Source organism: Actinomadura keratinilytica (assembly GCF_039539665.1).
In the GTDB taxonomy this organism is placed as follows: domain Bacteria; phylum Actinomycetota; class Actinomycetes; order Streptosporangiales; family Streptosporangiaceae; genus Spirillospora; species Spirillospora keratinilytica.
This window is the reverse complement of the sequence record NZ_BAABDO010000129.1, coordinates 1-17445: the sequence shown is the minus strand read 5'-3', so window position 1 is coordinate 17445 and position 17445 is coordinate 1. Positions and strand designations below refer to the sequence as shown.

General features: G+C 75.5%; 17 protein-coding genes and 1 pseudogene. 11 read left to right on the top strand and 7 right to left on the bottom strand.

Annotation, left to right across the window (positions count from 1 at the left end; all coding sequences use genetic code 11):
* Positions 1-633: pseudogene (locus ABD879_RS27875) on the top strand (chromosome segregation ATPase); the annotation flags it as partial.
* Between the two features lie 112 nt (positions 634-745).
* On the opposite strand, the gene ABD879_RS27870 reads toward ABD879_RS27875, so the two are convergent.
* The 6 genes from ABD879_RS27870 to ABD879_RS27845 all read right to left on the bottom strand — a co-directional run bounded on the left by ABD879_RS27870 (position 746) and on the right by ABD879_RS27845 (position 6563).
* Complete coding sequence (locus tag ABD879_RS27870; RefSeq protein WP_345024626.1) at positions 746-1426, bottom strand: adenosylcobinamide amidohydrolase; 681 nt, start codon at positions 1424-1426, stop codon at positions 746-748.
* A gap of 2 nt (positions 1427-1428) precedes the next feature.
* The gene (locus ABD879_RS27865; protein ID WP_345024624.1) at positions 1429-2217 is read right to left on the bottom strand and encodes an ABC transporter ATP-binding protein; all 789 of its coding nucleotides are present in this window, start codon (positions 2215-2217) and stop codon (positions 1429-1431) included.
* A complete protein-coding gene (locus tag ABD879_RS27860; protein WP_345024625.1) occupies positions 2214-3185 on the bottom strand; it encodes a FecCD family ABC transporter permease in 972 nt (323 codons plus the stop codon). Before ABD879_RS27860 ends, ABD879_RS27865 begins: the two co-directional genes overlap by 4 nt.
* 113 nt (positions 3186-3298) lie before the next feature.
* Positions 3299-4249 (bottom strand): ABC transporter substrate-binding protein, encoded by a 951-nt coding sequence (locus tag ABD879_RS27855; RefSeq protein ID WP_345024622.1) that lies wholly within the window; start codon positions 4247-4249, stop codon positions 3299-3301.
* A 335-nt stretch (positions 4250-4584) separates the two neighbouring features.
* Positions 4585-5346, bottom strand: a complete 762-nt coding sequence (locus ABD879_RS27850; protein ID WP_345024621.1) for a peptidoglycan DD-metalloendopeptidase family protein — start codon at positions 5344-5346, stop codon at positions 4585-4587.
* A gap of 38 nt (positions 5347-5384) precedes the next feature.
* Positions 5385-6563: a hypothetical protein gene (locus ABD879_RS27845; RefSeq protein ID WP_345024620.1), complete on the bottom strand. Its 1179-nt coding sequence runs from the start codon at positions 6561-6563 to the stop codon at positions 5385-5387.
* A gap of 713 nt (positions 6564-7276) precedes the next feature.
* On the opposite strand from ABD879_RS27845, the gene ABD879_RS27840 reads away from it, so the two are divergent.
* The 5 genes from ABD879_RS27840 (at position 7277) to ABD879_RS27820 (ending at position 11533) form a co-directional block, all read left to right on the top strand.
* Complete coding sequence (locus ABD879_RS27840; RefSeq protein WP_345024619.1) at positions 7277-7540, top strand: MarR family winged helix-turn-helix transcriptional regulator; 264 nt, start codon at positions 7277-7279, stop codon at positions 7538-7540.
* Positions 7541-7864: 324 nt separating this feature from the next.
* Positions 7865-8845, top strand: a complete 981-nt coding sequence (locus ABD879_RS27835; protein WP_345024618.1) for a helix-turn-helix domain-containing protein — start codon at positions 7865-7867, stop codon at positions 8843-8845.
* A gap of 155 nt (positions 8846-9000) precedes the next feature.
* Positions 9001-9339, top strand: a complete 339-nt coding sequence (locus ABD879_RS27830; protein WP_345024617.1) for a hypothetical protein — start codon at positions 9001-9003, stop codon at positions 9337-9339.
* Complete coding sequence (locus tag ABD879_RS27825) at positions 9336-10535, top strand: AI-2E family transporter (protein ID WP_345024616.1); 1200 nt, start codon at positions 9336-9338, stop codon at positions 10533-10535. Before ABD879_RS27830 ends, ABD879_RS27825 begins: the two co-directional genes overlap by 4 nt.
* Before the next feature lie 50 nt (positions 10536-10585).
* Entirely contained in the window at positions 10586-11533 is a 948-nt protein-coding gene (locus ABD879_RS27820; protein ID WP_345024615.1) for a DMT family transporter, read from the top strand.
* Positions 11534-11561: 28 nt separating this feature from the next.
* Here the strand turns inward: ABD879_RS27820 and ABD879_RS27815 are convergent, their stop codons facing one another.
* Positions 11562-13217, bottom strand: a complete 1656-nt coding sequence (locus tag ABD879_RS27815; RefSeq protein ID WP_345024614.1) for an FAD-dependent monooxygenase — start codon at positions 13215-13217, stop codon at positions 11562-11564.
* A 266-nt stretch (positions 13218-13483) separates the two neighbouring features.
* Here ABD879_RS27815 and ABD879_RS27810 point away from each other — a divergent pair, with 266 nt between their 5' ends.
* The 5 genes from ABD879_RS27810 to ABD879_RS27790 all read left to right on the top strand — a co-directional run.
* A complete protein-coding gene (locus ABD879_RS27810) occupies positions 13484-13855 on the top strand; it encodes a SchA/CurD-like domain-containing protein (protein ID WP_345024613.1) in 372 nt (123 codons plus the stop codon).
* 289 nt (positions 13856-14144) lie between these two features.
* Entirely contained in the window at positions 14145-14840 is a 696-nt protein-coding gene (locus ABD879_RS27805) for a response regulator (RefSeq protein ID WP_285493412.1), read from the top strand.
* 114 nt (positions 14841-14954) lie between these two features.
* Positions 14955-15347, top strand: coding sequence for a TcmI family type II polyketide cyclase (locus ABD879_RS27800; protein WP_345024612.1), 393 nt, complete (start codon positions 14955-14957; stop codon positions 15345-15347).
* Positions 15344-17017, top strand: a complete 1674-nt coding sequence (locus ABD879_RS27795; protein ID WP_345024611.1) for an acetyl-CoA carboxylase carboxyltransferase subunit alpha — start codon at positions 15344-15346, stop codon at positions 17015-17017. Before ABD879_RS27800 ends, ABD879_RS27795 begins: the two co-directional genes overlap by 4 nt.
* Positions 17010-17445: hypothetical protein (locus ABD879_RS27790; protein ID WP_345024610.1), on the top strand; the 436-nt coding region annotated here is incomplete at its 3' end. The genes ABD879_RS27795 and ABD879_RS27790, both read left to right, overlap by 8 nt.

Here is a 17445-nt window from a genome sequence, read left to right as displayed (position 1 = left end):
GAACGCGACGCCGCGCGCCGCGAGGCGGCCGAGGCGCGCGAGGCCGCCGAGCGGGTCGCCGCCGCCAGGCTCGCCGCCGAGGACGAGCGCGACCGGGTCGTCGAGCGCGAGAGCGAGCTGCTGTCGGCGCTGGAGTCGGCCCGCTCGGAGCTGGTCACCCTGCACTCGCGGCTGTCGGACTCGGAGACGATCGTGGAGGGGCAGCGGATCGAGGCCGCCGCCGCCCGCCGCGCCGCCGACGACCTGCGCGCCGCCCTGCACGAGGCCGAGACCAAGCGCGGCCAGGCCGTGGCCGACCGCGACCAGATGCAGGCGCGCCTGCACGAGTGCGAGCAGCAGAACTGGCAGCTGTCGCGCACCGTCGACGAGCTGCGCGCCGCGCTGACCGCGCTGACCGGCGAACGCGACGCGGCCCGCGCCGAGGCCGAACGCGCCCGCCGCCAGATCGACGCGCTGACCGGCATGGTCGTGCCCGACGCCCCCGACGACCGGGCCGCCGCCGGCGGCCGCCCGGGCGGCGACCGTCCGGTCAACGGCACCGGCCCGGTCAACGGCACCCGGCCGGCCGCCGAGCCGGAACCGCCCACCGGACTGCACTCCCTGAACGGATTCAGGCTGCCCCACGCGGGCTGAAGTCCCACGCGGGCTGAGCGAACCGGAAGGAGGTGAGGCCCCACCGCAGAGCACTGGCCCTGTCAGACCGGCCGCCGCGCTGCACCGGGACGGCGCGGCGGCCGGCCGTGCTTCAGCCGCGGTCCCGCAGCCGGGCCGCGTAGTCGACGGCCCCCGCGTGCACGGCGGCGTGCACGGCGCGGGCGATGCGCGCCCCCCACGTCGAACGCGGCCCCGCGAACGGCTCCGCGCCGCCGGACTCCGGCACCGCGGGCGCGGCCACGCAGATCGCGTCGGACGCGGTGCCGGTGCAGGACCAGCCCGCCTCCAGCAGCGCCTGGGTCTTGGCCTCGGTGGCGGTGACGACCGCGTTGACCAGGGCGGCGTCGCCCAGCGGCACGGGCACCGCGACCACGATGTTGATCGTCCCGGGGGCGGTGCCGTCCAGGCGGACGGGCGCCAGTTCCGGATCGGCGGCGCCCGGGGGCGCGGCCGCCCACGTCGGCACGCGCAGCCCCACCGTCGCCGACACCGCCACGCCCTCGTCCTCGGCCCGGACGGTGCGGTCCACGGACGCGGCGGTCATCATGGCGACGCCGCGTCCCCGCAGCCCGTAGGCGTCCGCCAGCTCCCGCAGATGCGCCTGCGGATCCAGCCGCGCGTACCCGCCGGGCACCTGCGCGTTCAGCACCCACCCGACCGGCCCGATCCCGCCGCCCAGCAGCGCCGAGGAGATCGCCCGCAGGCCCGGCCCGGTCCGCCACACCGTGGCCGCCAGGCGCGCGCCGTCCTCCTCCCGCCAGCGGGTCTCCAGCCTCACCGGCCCTCCCCGCGTGAGCGCTCCAGGGACAGCACGGGGCGGCCGTCCGGGCCCGGCGCGACGTGCACCCGCGCGCCGAAGTGCGCGCCGACCACCTCGGCGGTGAGCACCTGCCCGGGCGGGCCGGACGCCGCGACCCGGCCGCCCGACAGCAGCACCAGCGCGTCGGCGTACTGCCCGGCCAGCGTCAGGTCGTGGACGGTGGTGAGCACGGTGAGCCCGTCGTCCCGCCGCAGCCGCTCCACCAGGTCCATCACCTGCTGCTGGTGGCCGATGTCCAGCGCGGTCGTCGGCTCGTCCAGCAGCAGCACCGGCGCCTGCTGCGCCAGCGCCCGCGCCAGCACCACCCGCTGCCGCTCCCCGCCCGACAGCCGGTCCAGGGGGCGCCCCGCCAGACCGGTCAGGTCGAGCCGCTCCAGCACCTGCGCCGCCACCGCCCGGTCGCGGGCGCTCTCGCGGCCCAGATGCGGGATGTAGGGGGAGCGGCCCAGCAGCGTGTAGTCGAACACCGTCATCCCCGGCGGCAGGTTCGGGTTCTGCGGCGCGTAGGCCACCAGGCGGGCCCGGCGGCGCGGCTTGAGCGACCACGGGTCCGCGTCCGCGACGCGCACCGCGCCGCCGCGCGGCCGCACCAGCCCCAGGACCGCCCGCAGCAGCGTGGACTTGCCCGCGCCGTTCGGGCCGATGACCGCCGCCCACGTCCCGGCGGGCACCTCCAGCGACACGCCCCGCAGCACGGGCCGCCCCTCCAGGTCCACGTCCAGACCGCGCACCGAGACGCTCATGTCTCCGCCCGCCCGCGGACGGCGCGCAGCACCAGCACGAAGAACGGGCCGCCGACGAACGCGGTGACCACCCCCAGCGGAAGCTCGCCCGGCGCCACGATCGTCCGGCCCACCAGGTCGGCCGCGGTCAGGAACGCCGCGCCGCCCAGCAGCGACAGCGGCAGCACGATCCGGTACGAGCCGCCCGCCAGCCGCCGCACCACGTGCGGCACCACGACCCCGACGAACCCGATCAGCCCGCTGACCGCCACCGCGCACGCGGTGGCCAGCGACGCGGCGGCCAGCACGGTCAGCCGCACCCGCGCCGCCGACAGCCCCAGCGCGGCGGCCTCCTCGTCGCCGACGCTCAGCACGTCCAGCAGCCGTCCGTGCAGCAGCAGCGTCGCCACCGCCACCGCCGCGTACGGCGCGATCATCGCCAGGGTCGGCCAGTCGGCCAGCCCCAGCCCGCCCAGGATCCACGAGTAGATCCGCTGCAGCTCCTCCGCCTTGGCCTGCTGCAGGAACGCCTGCACCGACGCCAGGAACGACGACACCGCCACGCCCGCCAGCACCAGCGTCGCGGTGCCGGACCCGCCGCGTCCGGCCGTGCTGCCCAGCCCGTACGCCAGCGCGACCCCGCCGAGCGCCCCGGCGAACGACGCCAGCGGCACCGCCAGCGTCGGCCGGTCCGACAGCACGACGATCACCAGCGTGGCGCCGACGCCCGCCCCGGCCGCGGCGCCCAGCAGGTACGGGTCGGCCAGCGGGTTGCGGAACACGCCCTGGTAGCCGGCCCCGGCGACGGCCAGCAGCCCGCCCACCACGGCGCCCAGCAGCACCCGGGGCAGCCGCAGCTCGAACAGCACGTTCCGGTCGACGGCGGCCAGCCCCGAGTCCACGTGCACGAACGGCAGCCGGTCGGCCAGCGCCTTCACCACCCCGGCGGCCGGCAGGCCGGCGGGCCCGATGAGCAGCGCGGCCAGCATCGCCGCCAGCAGCACCAGCACGGCCACCGCCAGCGGCAGGGGGCGCAGCCGCGCCGCCTCCCGCGTCCTCACTGAAGTGTTCTCACGAGAGCGTTCTCACCGCGTCCGCGGCCTCACCGCGCCGCCGACGCCTTGCCCACGGCGTCCGCGATGGCCTGCACGAGCTCCGGCAGCCGCGGACCCCAGCGGGAGGCGACGGCGTCGTCCAGCTCCACGACGTTCCCGCGCTTGACCGCGGTCAGGCCGGACCAGCCGGGGCGCTTGCCCACCGCGGCCGCGTTCTGCCCGCAGCACTTGGTGTCGGCCAGGAACACCAGGTCGGGGTCGCTCTTGAGCAGGTGCTCGCGGGACAGCTGCGGGTAGGCGCCCGCCGACGGCTGCGCGTCGTCGGCGATGTTGCGCAGGCCGAACAGCGCGTACACCTGCCCGACGAAGGTCTTGGACGTCACGCTGTGCAGCTGCTCGTCCAGCTCGTGGTAGTAGGTGAGCGGATCGCCGCCGGAGGCGCCGGCCCGCTTGGCCGAGTCCACCGCCTGCTGGATCCGGCGGCGCATGTCGTCGGTGAGCCTGCGGGCCTGCTCGGCGCGGCCGGTGGCCGTGCCCAGGTCCATGATCTCGTCGTAGGCGTCCTCGAGGCGGGTGGCGGCGGGCTCCAGCAGCACCGGCACCTTCACCTTCTCCAGCGCCTTGACGATGCCGTCCAGGTCGTCCGACAGCACCACCAGGTCGGGCTTGTACCCGATGATGGCCTCGGCGTTCGGCTTGAACCCCGACAGCTTGGTCTTCGGCGCGTCCGCCGGGTGGTCGGAGTACTCGTCGACCGCCACCACCTGCGGGCCCGCCCCGATGGCGAACAGCGTCTCGGTGTGCGTGGGCGACAGCGACACGATCCGCTTGGGCACGCCGGGCAGGGTGACGGTGCCGTTGGCCGCCTGCACGGTGATCGCGCCGCCGCCTCTCGCGTCCCGGCCGGACGAGGTGTCGTCGTTCGCGCCGCCGCACGCCGCGGTCAGCGTCAGCGCGAGGGTCAGGGCGGCCGCGCCCAGGGCACGTAGCGGTCTCACCGGAGCCTCCAGAGGGCGGACGGGCCGCCCGCGACGGGCCGCCCTTCCGCGAGGGTCGACGTCATCCGCGCGCGGGAGGCGACCTGGCTAGGCCGTGCGGGGGACGGCCATCACAGTTGCGGGACAGCGCCGGAATCGCACCGGACTTCGCTCGTCGCGCGCTCGACCGGTCACGTTATCAGCCGTTCGTCCGCTTCCGACAACGGGTGTCCGGCCCCGGTCCGTCGCTGCGCCGCGCCGCCCGGCGCGGCGTGCCGACGACAACGGCGGCGGCCGGCTCACCGGGGGGCGAGGTGGTGAGCCGACCGCCGCCGGCGGCGGGGGGCGGTCGGAGGTCAGCAGGCCGGGACCACGGGACCGTCGGAGCCGGTGTAGACGTAGGCGTCGGCGACGTACCCGGCGCCGACCTTGTTCCAGAGGTTGCTGGTGCCGTAGGTGCCGGTGACCGTGGTGCCGCGCCGGTAGCAGGTCAGGTACACCGTCCCGCCGTCGGGCACCGAGCCGATCGCCGAGCTGCTGGTGCTCGCGCTGGACCGCACGGTCAGCGGGGCGCCGGAGGTGTTGACCGTGCCGGCCGGGCCGATGCAGACGTTGCGGCTGGTGTAGTTGGCCGTGCCGTAGTAGGTGATCTGCGTCCCGTTGAACTTGATCTTCTGGTCGACGCCGTTGAGGCGCTGCTCGTAGTGCAGGTGCGGGCCGGTGGAGCCGCCGGAGGTGCCCACGGTGCCGATCTGCTGCCCGGCCGCCACGCTCTGCCCGACCGTGACGAACTCGCCGGACAGGTGCGCGTACCGGGTGCGCCAGCCGCCGCCGTGGTCCAGCTCGATCCACAGCCCGTAGCTGGTGCTGCCGGTGTTCTCCACGCGGGCGACGGTGCCCGCCGCCGACGCGGTGACCGCGTCGCCGTCGTCGTTGGTGCGGTTGAAGTCCACCGAGTTGGCCGGGCTGTGGTTGGTGCGGGTCTGCCCCGACCACACCTGCCCGCAGGGGAACGGCATCTGGAACGTGGGCGCGGCCATCGCCGGTGCGGCGGGCAGCAGGGCCAGGACGGGGGCGGCGGCGAGCAGGACGGCGGTCGAGCGTGCGGGCACTCTCATGGGCGGCTCCGTTTCGTCGGTGTGCGGGGGCGACTGCGTCAGCAGGCGGGGGCCACCGGATCGTCGGACCCGGTGTAGAGGTAGACGTCGGCCACGTAGTGGCCGGGGCCGATGCGGTTCCACAGGTTGCTGGTGCCGTACGTGCCGGTCACCGTCTCACCCCGGACGTGGCACTCGATGACGACGTTGGCGTAGTTGGCCGCCAACCCCACGATGCCGGCGGAGGTGCTGGCGGACGAGCGCACGTTCAGGGGCGCGCCGGCGGTGCGGACGACGCCCTTGGGACCGCTGCCCGTCCACAGGTACGTGACGTTCACCCAGGCGTTGTCGGTGAGCCGCAGGCCGTCCCAGAAGGTGCCGTCGGCCAGGTCGATGCCCGCCGGGTTGGCGACCGTCCGGCCGAACTCGTCCTTGCCGCCGTTGTAGCCGTCCTGGTAGGCGGCCTGGGCCTCGGGCTTGCCCTGGGGCAGGTTCGTCCACATCTGCCGGACCGACGAGGGGTTCCAGTAGTCGTCGCGCGTGTTCCAGGGGCCGACGTCCCACACCGGCGCGTACTCGCAGCGCGAACCCGACGTCGTGCACACGCGCACCGAGTACTCGCCGGCGTTCTTGGCCGACAGCCCCCGGCGGGACGGCAGCGCGACGAAGTGGTCCCTGCTGGTGATGACGTGGCCGTTGGCCGTCGTGCCGCCGACCAGACCCTCGCGGGTGGCGTAGATCCGGTACGTCTGCGCGGCCGCGGCCGCGCTCCGGCGCTGCGCGACCCGCTCGCCGGTGAGCCGCACGGACGACACCGCGGGGGAGGCGCCGCCGGGCGCGGCCGACAGCACCACCCGCACCTGGATGCGGCGGGACGGGGCCGGCAGCACCTCGCCGGCGGGATGCCACTCGGTCCACTCGGTGCCGCCCAGGTGCGCCCGCACCTCGACGGTCGCGTCGCCCGTCACCTGCGCGCTCACCCGGTTGACCGGTTCGGGCAGGTCCTTGGGGGCGAGCAGGAGCTGGCCGGAGGCGACGGCCCCGTCCAGGGCGGCGGGGCCGCTGCGGGTGTCGCGGAGGCGGAGGGCGTGTCCGTCGTGGCGGACGTTGACATCGTCGCTGTCGATGACCGACAGGTCCGGTGTCCAGTCGGTGTCCGCTTCGGCGGTGCCGGGCAGGGCGATCAGGGACGCCGCGACTCCGAGCGCCACGGTTCCCTTACGGATCAGCGGGAGCATGACCAAGAGAGTGAGCGTGAGTGATCGCCGCGGCAAGCGTTAAGAATCTACGAAACGCTTCTTCGTATTTCGGCTCACCGTGCACCCGCTCCAGCTAGGAACGGTCCCGAGCGGCCGCCCGCACGGCGCGGCGGCCTCGACTTCCACCGCTCGGCGCACCGCGCTCGGCCGGCCTGCGCCCGCTCGTTCACCCGCCGCCCCGGCTCAGGCGGGCCTGGTGTTCCCGCGCCGGAAAGGCGGTCCGGTGCTCCCCGCCGAGGCCGGCGCATGCGGACGCCGGGTCAGGCGGCCGCCGTGCCGCCTGCGCGTGGCCGGTGCGCGCCACCGGTCCGCCTCCCGCCGGACGGGCTGGAGCGCCGGGGCGGGCGCGGTCGGTCCGCGGATGCCGAATAACTCGCTTAAGTTAAGCAAACAATTCGCAGGATGGGGAGCTTGTCCGTGCAACGGTCCGGCCGAGCCGCCGAACCCGCCCGGCCCGCACCGCACGCCGGGGAGCCCGCGGTGCCGGCCGACGGGGTGGAGATCGAGCGCGCGCTGGCCCGCTTCTCCCACCTGCTCAACCGCAGCCGCCGGCACGGCGCGGCGACGGTCGGGGCCGGGGTGCCGGTCGACCGGGCGGCCGTCCCGGTGCTGCGGCTGCCGGCCGACTCCGAGCCGCTGCGCCCGGGGGAGGTGGCCGGCCGGCGGTCGAGCCGTCGCACGTCACCCGGCAGGTGCAGCGGCTGGTCAAGGCGGGGTACGCCGAACGCCTGCCCGACCCCGACGACCACCGCGCCTTCCGCGTCGGGCTGACCGCCCGGGGACGCGACGCGGCCGACCGCATCCGCCGGGCCGGGCGGCAGTGGACGAACGACGCGCTCGCCGGATGGCCGCAGCCGCAGCGCGAGCGGCTCGCCGTCCTGTTCAACCGCATGGTCGACGACCTCCTCGCATACTCCGAGCACCGGCGGATGCCCTGCTGCGAGGGCCCGCGCTGAGAGACCCGCGAACCCGGCCGCTCGCCGCCGCCGGGCGCCGCTACCGTCCGGTGTCCGCCCGCGCTTTCCGCGCGGGGCCGCGAAACGCTGTCCGCCGCAATTCGACGGCATGCGCATGGCCTGCCGGAGTAGACGCACGGTCAAGGAAATGTTCATCCCGTGTCAACGGCCCTCCGCTGACGTTCCGGCAGCTGAGAGCCGGCGCCGGAAATTGGGTCCCCCGGGCGAGATCGAATACCGTGACTTGATCGTTTGCTCCTGCGAAGCCGCCATTGCGGCGGCCGTTCACCGACCGCGACGAGGAGTATTGCGAAGGGATCCCTGTTGCTAGAGACGGTGTTCCGGACCGAGGACGTGCCGCCGGCGGACCGGTTCGACTACTGGCGCGAGTTCCTCAGCGCCACGCACGCCCCCATGGAATTGAGCAGCGAGTACGCCGGCGACTTCCGCGCCTGGCAGCGCAACCTGCACCTGGGCGAGGTGACGGTGTGGCCGACGTCCTTCCAGCCGCTGGTGTTGCACCGCACGCCCAAGCTGATCCGGCAGTCCGACCCCGAGGCGTTCCACCTGTCGCTCATCCTGAACGGCACCGGAACCGCCGACTGGGGCGACCGGCGCGCCGCCTATGCCCCGTACGACCTCCATGTGCAGGACACCTCCCGGGCGTGCACCATCCGGGCCGTCGGGGGCGGGAGCATGCTGCGGTGCGTGGGCGTGGAGATCCCCCGCAGGCTGCTGCCGCTGCCGGACGGCCTGGCCGGGCGGCTGGTCGGCGGCGGCCTGACGGGGCGGTCGGGCTTCGGCGGGCTGCTGACCGGGTTCCTCCTCCAGCTCGCCAGGAACACCGGCGCCTACGGTCCGGCCGACGGCCCGCGCCTCGGCGGCGTCCTGGTGGACCTGGTCGGGGCCATGTTCGCGCACGTCCTCGACGCCGAACGGGCGCTGGCGCCGGAGACGCGCACGCGGACGCTGCTGATGCGCATCCGCGCCTACATCGCCGAGCATCTGCACGACCCCGACCTGACCCCGGCCGCCGTCGCCGCCGCGCACCACATCTCGCGCAGCTACCTGCACCGGCTGTTCCGAGCCGAGGGCGTCTCGGTGGCGACGTGGATCCGCATGCAGCGCCTGGAACGCGCCCGCCGCGACCTGGCCGACCCGCGGATGGCGGCCGTGCCGGTCCACCAAATCGCCGCCCGCTGGGGCTTCACCTATCACTCCGCTTTCACCCGGGCCTTTCGCACCGCATACGGCACGGCGCCCAGCGAGTACCGCCGCGAAACGCTCGGCGGAGCCGCGGCGTAGCCCCTCTCGCCGAACGCGTGGACGCACGGCAAAGCCGAACCGGAACGTCCGGTCAGCGACACCCCGCCGATCGCTTGGCGGCCTGGACCACGTGGCCGCCCGACGACGAGGCCGCCGGACGCCCGGCGGCCTCGTCCCCGGCTGCCCGCCGCCCGATGACCGGCGTGCGACCGGCCGAACGGACCGCGCCGGGCAGGCTGGGCGCGGCGTTCGGACGCTACTGGGCGGCCGCCACGCTGTCGGCCGCCGGAAACGGCATGCTGTTCGCGGCCCCGCCGCTGCCGGCCGCCGGCGGCTACGTGCTGCTGCTCCTGCTCGCCGTCCGGCGCATGGCCCGCCTCGCCCCGTCCGGCCGCGCCGACGGAGCCCGGCGCCCGGGAGAAGGCGGCACGGCCGCCCGCCGCGTCCACTGGTTTCCCTGCCGTGCCAAGGGGCACGCTGCTGGCTGGACCGGCCGCCTCTGGGCGTCGGCGGCGGTCGAGGCGGGGCCGTGAACGAAGAACGCAGGGACGACGACGCACGCGCGGAGGGGGCCGCGGCGGGGGCGCGGCAGGTGCCGCCGCCGCTGGTCACGGCCGCCGGCTACGGCTGGCGGCTGCTGGTCCTGGCCGCCGTGGGCTACGGGCTGGTGTGGATCTGCACCAAGCTCACCATCGTGGTGCTCCCGATCATCGTGGCGCTGCTGCTGTGCGCGCTGCTGCACCCGGTCACGGCGTGGCTGGCCCGGCGGGGGCTGCCGCGGCTGGCCGCCACCTGGATCACCCTGCTGCTGTCCATGGTCGTGCTCGGCGGGGTCGGCACCTACATCGTCATCGAGGCGAACGCGCAGTTCCCCCGGCTGGCCACCGAGGTGCAGCAGACCGGCCGGGAGGTGCAGCGCTGGCTGGTCGAGGGGCCGCTGCACCTGAAGACATCGCAGCTGCAGCGGTACGTGGACGAGGGCGTGAAGTACCTGGAGACCCGCCGCGGCGAGCTGGCCACCACCGCGGTCCAGGCCGGGCGGCTGACCGTGGAGATCCTGGTCGCCTTCATCTTCATGCTGTTCGTCCTGTTCTTCCTGCTCAAGGACGGGCGCCAGATCTGGGACTGGCTGATCGGCGGGCTCGGGTCCTACCGGACGCGGGTGGACCGCGCGGGCCGCGCGGCCTGGCGGACCCTGTCGCAGTACGTCCACGGCACCGTCACGGTGGCCGCCATCAACGCCGTGGTGCTGGCGATCGTGCTGGCGGTGCTGGGCGTGCCGCTGGTCGCCCCGCTCGCGGTGATCATTTTTCTGGGCAGCTTCATCCCCATCGTCGGCATCCTGGTCAGCGGCACCCTCGCCGTCGCCGTCACCTTCAGCGCCAAGGGCCTGTGGGCGGCGGTGATCTTCCTCGGCATCCTGCTCGTCGAGCAGCAGATCGAGGGGCACCTGCTGCAGCCGCTGGTGGTCGGCCGCTGGGTGCGGCTGCACCCGCTGGGGATCATCGTGGCGCTCACCGTCGGCGGCGTTCTCGCCGGAATCCCCGGCGCCGCCCTGGCCGTGCCCCTGGCCGCCGTCGTCTACCGCGCCTGGCCCGCCCTGCGCGCCGCACCCGGACCCGCCGCACCCGGACCCGCCCCCGCCGCCCCGGCCGGAACCGGCCACGCCCCCTCCGACGCGGAGGACAAGGCCCGCACCCGGGATGATCCGCCCGGGCACGGCGATTGACCACCTTATCGATGGGTTTCGTTGGGTAGGTCGGTTCGGGAGGTGGAGCCGTGGCGTCCGAGGCCGCGCGCACCGGGGATCCGGCGGAAGGCGTCCAGGGGCGGCGCCGCGGGTGGACGGTCGGCCGGGCGGCGGCGTCCGCGGTGCCGGTGGCGTTCGTCCCGATCTGGAGCAGCGGGTACATCGCCGGGACCATCGGCGCGCGCGCCGGGCCGACGCTGGCGCTGGTGGCGTGGCGGTTCGTGCTGGCGGCCGCGGTGCTGGGCGCGATCGCCGCGGCGACGCGGGCGCCCTGGCCGCGCGGCCGCGCCGTGTACGCGCACCTGCTGGTCAGCGGCGTGCTGCTGCAGACCGTCCAGCTCGGCGGGGTGTTCCTCGGCCTCGGGCGCGGCGTCCCGGCGGGCCTGTCGTCGCTGATCCTCAGCGCGTGCCCGCTGGTGGTCGCCGCCGCGGCGGTGCCGCTGTTCGCCGAACGGCTGACCGCCCGGCAGTGGGCCGGGCTGGCGGTCGGGCTGCTCGGCGTGCTGGTCGCGGTGAGCGGCCGGCTGTCGGGCGGCGGCGACCTGACCGGGTACGCCTTCACCGGCCTGGCGCTGGCCGGCCTGGCCGCCGGCACGCTCTACCAGAAGCGGTTCGGCCGCTCGGTGGACCTGCGCACCGGCACGACCGTGCAGCTGGTGGGCGCCGCGGTCACCTGCCTGCCGCTGGCGGCCGCCTACGGCGGGCTGGACGTGCCGATGACGGCGGCGGCGCTGGGCTCGCTGGCGTGGCTGGCGACGGTCAACTCGATCGCCGCGCTGCTGCTGCTGTTCGTCCTGCTGCGGCGCAGCTCCGGCGGGGCGGCGACGAGCCTGCTCTACCTCGTCCCGCCCGTGACCGCGCTGCTGGCCGTGCCGATCCTCGGCCAGGACATCACCGCCGGCGTCGCCGCCGGGATGGTCGTGTCCGCCGCCGGCGTCCTGCTGGCCACCGTCGGGGAATTCCGCCCGGAGAGCTGACCGCCCGCCGCCCCGCGCGGCGCCCCGGTCAGCGCGACGCCGCGGCCGGGTGCGGCGGCAGCAGCGCGGGGCGGCCGGAGACCTGGGCCAGCGCGGCCTCGACCGCCGCGGCGGCGTCGGCCGGGTAGGTGCCGGTCCGCCAGGCGACGAAGCCGTCCGGACGGGCCAGCAGCGCGCCCCGGGCGCCGATGCCGACGTCCTCGTGCCAGGTCCCGGACGGGTCGGCCAGGTCCGCCGAGCCGATCCGGTACACGTTGAGCGGCACGCCCAGGCGGGCGGCGGCGGCCGGCGCGGCCTCCGTCCAGCCGGGCGCGTCCGGCCCCGCGAACAGGGTGAACCGGGAGCCGATCAGGTCCAGGGTGGAGGTCTCGGCGCCGTCGCGCCGCAGCCACCGGTGCGGGAGCCGCGACCCGGGCGTGCCGTCGAGCAGGCCGGTGATGTCCTCCAGCGACGGCAGGTCCCGGCTGCCGCCGACGACCGCCGACGACGCGTACCGGTACCCCAGGTGCACGACGGGCGCGCCGGCCGCCCCCGCCGCCGCCCGCTCGGCCACGGCGCCGGGGCTCCAGTGCAGCCGGGGGTCGCGGTGCCGCAGCAGCGCCTGCTCCATGGTGAACACGGCGACGGGGCGGCGCTCGGCATCGTAGCTGTCCAGCAGTGCGGCGCCGGCCTGGTCGCGCAGCACGGCGGCCAGCTTCCACGCCAGGTTGTGCGCGTCGGCGATGCCGGAGTTCAGTCCGAACGCGCCCTGCGGCGGGACGGTGTGCGCCGCGTCCCCCACCAGGAACACGCGGCCGTCCTGGAAGCGGCGCGCCACGCGGGCGGTCGGCCGCCACGGCAGCGCGCTGAGCACCTCGACCTCCAGGTCCGGCACCCCGACCGCGGTGCGGATCAGCGCCCGGCAGCGCTCCTCGTCGTACCGCTCCCCGTCGTCGGCGATCACGTGCAGCGCCCACCGCCGCCGCCCGTCGAGCGCGGCCAGCCGCCCGGTGGCGTCCGGATGCGTGATGTCGGTCAGCACCGGCACCCGCGGGACGACGGCCGTCAGGTCCGCGCGGAAGAGGATGTTGAGGGTGCGGCGGCCGACCCGCCCGGGGCCGTCGCAGCCGATGCCGAGCAGGGCGCGGACCGTGCTGCCCGCACCGTCGGCGGCCACCAGGTAGTCGGCGCGGACGCGCCGCTCGCCCGCGGGGCCGCGCACGGTCGCCGTCACGCCGTCGGCGTCCTGCCGCAGGCCGGTCAGCTCCGTGCCGAACGTCACCGTGGCGCCGCGCTCGGCCGCCGCGGGCAGCAGCACCGCGTCCAGGTGGTCCTGCGGGCAGCTGCCGGGGACCGGCGCGGGCGTCAGCAGGTCGGACGGCCCGCCGACGGCCAGCATGGGATGGGTCTCCGGCACGGTGCACTCGGCGGGCGCGGTCCGCAGCTCGGCGAGCGTGCGGACGGTGCGCCGCCAGATCCGGTCGGCGGGCACGTAGCACTCCTTCTCCACGGCCTGCTGCAGGCCGACCTCGCGCATCAGCTCCAGCGTGCGCCCGCTGAGCCCGGTGGCGCGCGGATGGTCCGACGGTGCCGCGCGCCGCTCCACCACCAGCGCGCGCACCCCGTGATGGCCGAGGAACACGGCCATGGCCAGGCCCACCGTGCCCCCGCCCGCGATCAGAACCGGCACCTGCGTCTCGCCCATGATGTCCCCCTTCGACTACGCACAGCGTATGTTCGATTACATAAAGCGACATCATGGGATAGTCCATCAGCCGGTCGGCGCGCGCCGCGCCGCACGCCCGGGGCGCGCGGTCTCCCCGCCGTGTCTCCTCACCGCGGGCGACGTCCCCCCTCCCGCGGCGGAGACGCATGTTCATCCGGCCGACGGGAGACAGCGCGCACCGTCGCAGCAAAGGATGTGACGCACGGAGAGCATCCGATGACGCAACCGATGCAAGGGGGGACGCCATGCAACGCCACGCGGTCATGTTCCGGATCAAGCCGGGCAGCCAGGACGCCGTGCGCAAGCTGATGTCGGGGTACCGGGCCCCGCGGCAGCTGGCCGACGGCAAGTCGCGGCTGATCAGCACGTCGGTGTTCATGAAGGACGACATCGTCGTGCGGATGATCGAGATCGAGGGGGACCTGCCGACGCTGATGCGGCACCTGTCCCAGGATCCCAACATCCAGAAGCTGGAACGCGAACTGGAGCGGCACCTGGCCGAGAAACGCGACATGAGCACGCCCGAAGGGGCGGCCGAGTACTTCCGCAACGCGATGATGGAGACCGTCACGACCCGTATGGCGCCGCCGCCCGAGCCCGCGCTCAGCGGCCACTGACGGCGCCGGACCGGCGCGCGGACGCTCCGGCGGAAAGGGCGCCGGTGCCCCATTCCCGCGGCGCGGGGAGAAGGCCGCTCGATGATGATCGCCGGGGAAGTGGCCCGCCTTTGGGCAACGCATGGGAATTCAGGGGGCGCTCGGCGGTATATGTCCATTGCCGCACGACGTGCCGAGCCGCCGGACCATCGCCGCCCCGGCGCGCGGATAGCGATCGGCGGGCTCGCGTCCGGCGGCGCTCCCCGCATTCACCGTCATTTCGCGGTGCCCTGGAACGGAGGCGCAGGCAGTGGAACCCGTGCGCGTGCTGATCGCCGACGACCAGCCGCTGGTGCGCGAGGGCCTGCGGGCCACCCTCGCGCAGGCGGACGGCATCCGGATCGTCGGGGAGGCGTGCGACGGGCTGGACGCGGTGCGGCTGGCCCAGGCGACGCGTCCGCGAGTGGTGCTGATGGACATCCGCATGCCGGGCCTGGACGGCCTCGAGGCCACCCAGCGTCTGTGCGGCCCGGACGGCGTGCCCGGCGTGCGGATCATCATGCTCACCATGTTCGACCAGGACGAGCACGTGTTCGCCGCGCTGCGCGCCGGGGCCGGCGGGTTCCTGCTCAAGGACGTGCCCGGGGAGAAGATCGTCGAGGCGGTGCGGGTGGTGGCCGCCGGGGACGCGCTGCTGGCCCCGGCCGTCACCCGCCGGCTGATCGCCGAGTTCGCCCGCCGCCCGACCGTCACGCCCGCCTCGGCGGCCGCGCTGGACGGGCTGACCGCCCGCGAGACCGACGTGTGGAAGCTGCTGGTGCGCGGCTACGGCAACGAGGAGATCGCCCGGCTGCTCTCCCTCGGGGAGAGCACCGTGAAATCGCACGTGCAGCACCTCTACCAGAAACTCGGCGTCCGCGACCGCGTCCAGCTGGTCATTCACGCCTACGAGTGCGGATTGCTGCGGCCGGGCGTCGCGATGACCTCCGCCGAGCGGATGAGCTGACCGCCCCGCGGGGGACGCGGCAATTCAGGTCGGCGTGGGAAGACGCGGGTGAAATACCGCCCTAATGTGATGGGCATCGTGTTTTTTCCAGGGAAATCGGGAGTGTGAGCCGCCGTGTCTGATCGGACCCTCATCGTCGCCCGTCTCAAACCCGGCGGGGCCGACGGCGTCGCCCGGCTTTTCGCCGAGTCGGACGCGTCGGAACTGCCCCGGGCGCTGGGCGTCGTCCGGCGCCACCTCTACCAGTTCCACGGACTGTATTTCCATTATGTCGAATTCGCGGGGGACGCGCGGGCGGCGGTGGAGAGCGCCCGCGGGCGCGCCGACTTCCAGCGGCTCAGCGACGACCTGCAGGACTACGTGATGGCCTACGACCCGGCGACGTGGCGGACGCCCAAGGACGCCATGGCCGAGGAGTTCTACCGGTGGACGCCGGAGGAGGGCCCGCAGGGGCCCGCGCTGCGCGGGTTCGCGCCGCCCGGTGCCGCCGCGCGGGGGACCGGATGAAGGGCGGCGCCCCGGCCGCCTCGGACGGGCGCGCCCAGGTCGCCGGACGCTGGGTGCGGTGTGCGGGCTGCGGCGCGATCGTGTACGTCCCCAGGCTGACCAGGGCGCTGGGCGTGTGCCCCGACTGCGGGCACCACCACCGCCTGCGCGCGGCCGAGCGCCTCGGCCACCTGCTCGACCCGGGGTCGTTCACCGCCGCGCCCGACCGCGTCCGCAGCGTCGACCCGCTCGGCTTCCGCGACCGGATGCCCTATCCGGAGCGGCTGGCGAAGGCCCGGGAGAGCACCGGCCTGGACGACGCGGTCGTCCGCGGCCGCGGCACCGTGCAGGGCAGGCCGGTCGTGGCGGCCGTCATGGACTTCGCGTTCCTGGGCGGCAGCATGGGCTCGGCGGTCGGCGAGGCGGTGACCCGGGCGGCCGAGGAGGCGCTGGCGACCCGCACGCCGCTGCTGCTCGTGGTGGCCTCCGGCGGCGCCCGCATGCAGGAGGGCTGCCTGTCGCTGATGCAGATGGCCAAGACCGCGCAGGCGGTCCGCGCCTGCGCGCGCGCCGGGGTGCTGACGGTGAGCGTGCTCACCGACCCCACCTTCGGCGGGGTCACCGCGTCGTTCGCCACGCTGGCCGACATCGTGCTGGCCGAGCCGCGCGCCCTGATCGGGTTCGCCGGGCCGCGGGTGATCGAGTCGGCCACCGGGCGGGCGCTGCCAGAGGGCTTCCAGACCGCCGAGTACCTGCGCGAGCACGGCATGGTGGACCGCGTCGAACCGCGTGCCAACCTGCGCCCGGTGCTCGCCCGCCTGCTGGCGCTGTGCGCGCCGCGCGCGGCGGACGCCGGGCGGTACGAGGCGCCGCCGCGGCCGGACGCGCCGCCGCGCGACGCCTGGCAGACCGTGCGCTTCGCCCGCGACATCGGCCGTCCCACCACGCTGGACTACATCGGCATGATGTGCACCGACTTCGTCGAGCTGCACGGCGACCGGCTGCACGGCGACGACCCGGCGGTCGTGGGCGGCCCGGCCCGGCTCGGCGGACGCAACGTCATGGTCGTCGGCCACCAGAAGGCGCACGACACCGCCGGCCTGGTGGCCCGCAACTTCGGCATGCCGCACCCCGAGGGCTACCGCAAGGCGGTGCGGCTGATGCGGCTGGCCGAGCGGCTCGGCCTGCCCGTCGTCACCCTGGTCGACACGCAGGGCGCGGCGGCGGGCGTGGGCGCCGAGGAGCGCGGCCAGGCGTGGGCGATCGCCGAGTCGATCGCCGCGATGGCCGAGCTGACCGTGCCGGTCGTCACCACCGTGATCGGCGAGGGCGGCAGCGGCGGGGCGCTCGCGCTGGCCGTGGCCGACCGGGTGCTGATGCTGGAGCACGCCTGCTACTCGGTGATCAGCCCGGAGAGCTGCTCGGTGATCCTGTGCGGGGATCCGGGCCGGGCGGCGGCGATGGCCGGGGCGCTGCGCCTCACCGCGCCGGAGCTGCTGCGGCTCGGCGTCGCCGACGGCGTGGTGCCCGAACCCGGCGGCGGGGCCCAGCACGCCCCCGAGGACGCCGCCGACGCACTGAAGGCGGCCGTGCTGGCCGCGCTGCACGAGCTGGACGGGCTGGACGGGGCCGAACTGGTGGCCCGCCGTCACGCCCGCTTCCGCGACCTGGGGGTGGTCGCCGATGTCTGAACACTTCGCACACGCCGCGGCGGACGACGCGCGGCGCGCCGCCGGGAACGGCATGGTCAAGGACCGTTCCCGGGGGGACGTGACGCACGGCCGCAACGGGGCGACCCCGTCCCGGGACCCGGCCCCGAACGGCGTGGGCGGCGGCCCGTCCGGGCACGGGAACGGCGCCGCCAGCGGAACCTCCGGCACCGGCGCCGCCGGGGAGCGGCACGGCGGCCTGGCGCCGGGCCGGCCCGACCGGGAGGGGCTGCTGCGCGCCCTGCGCGAGGAGGTCGCCTGCCTGGTGGACACCGTGCCCGGGCCGCTGACGCGGCTGGCGGTGAGCGCCGGCGACTGCTCGTTCGAGATCACCTGGGGGCCCGCCGAAGAGCCCGCCCCGCGCGGCGCGGACGACGGGGCGGCCGCGGCCGCCGCGCCGGCCACGCCGG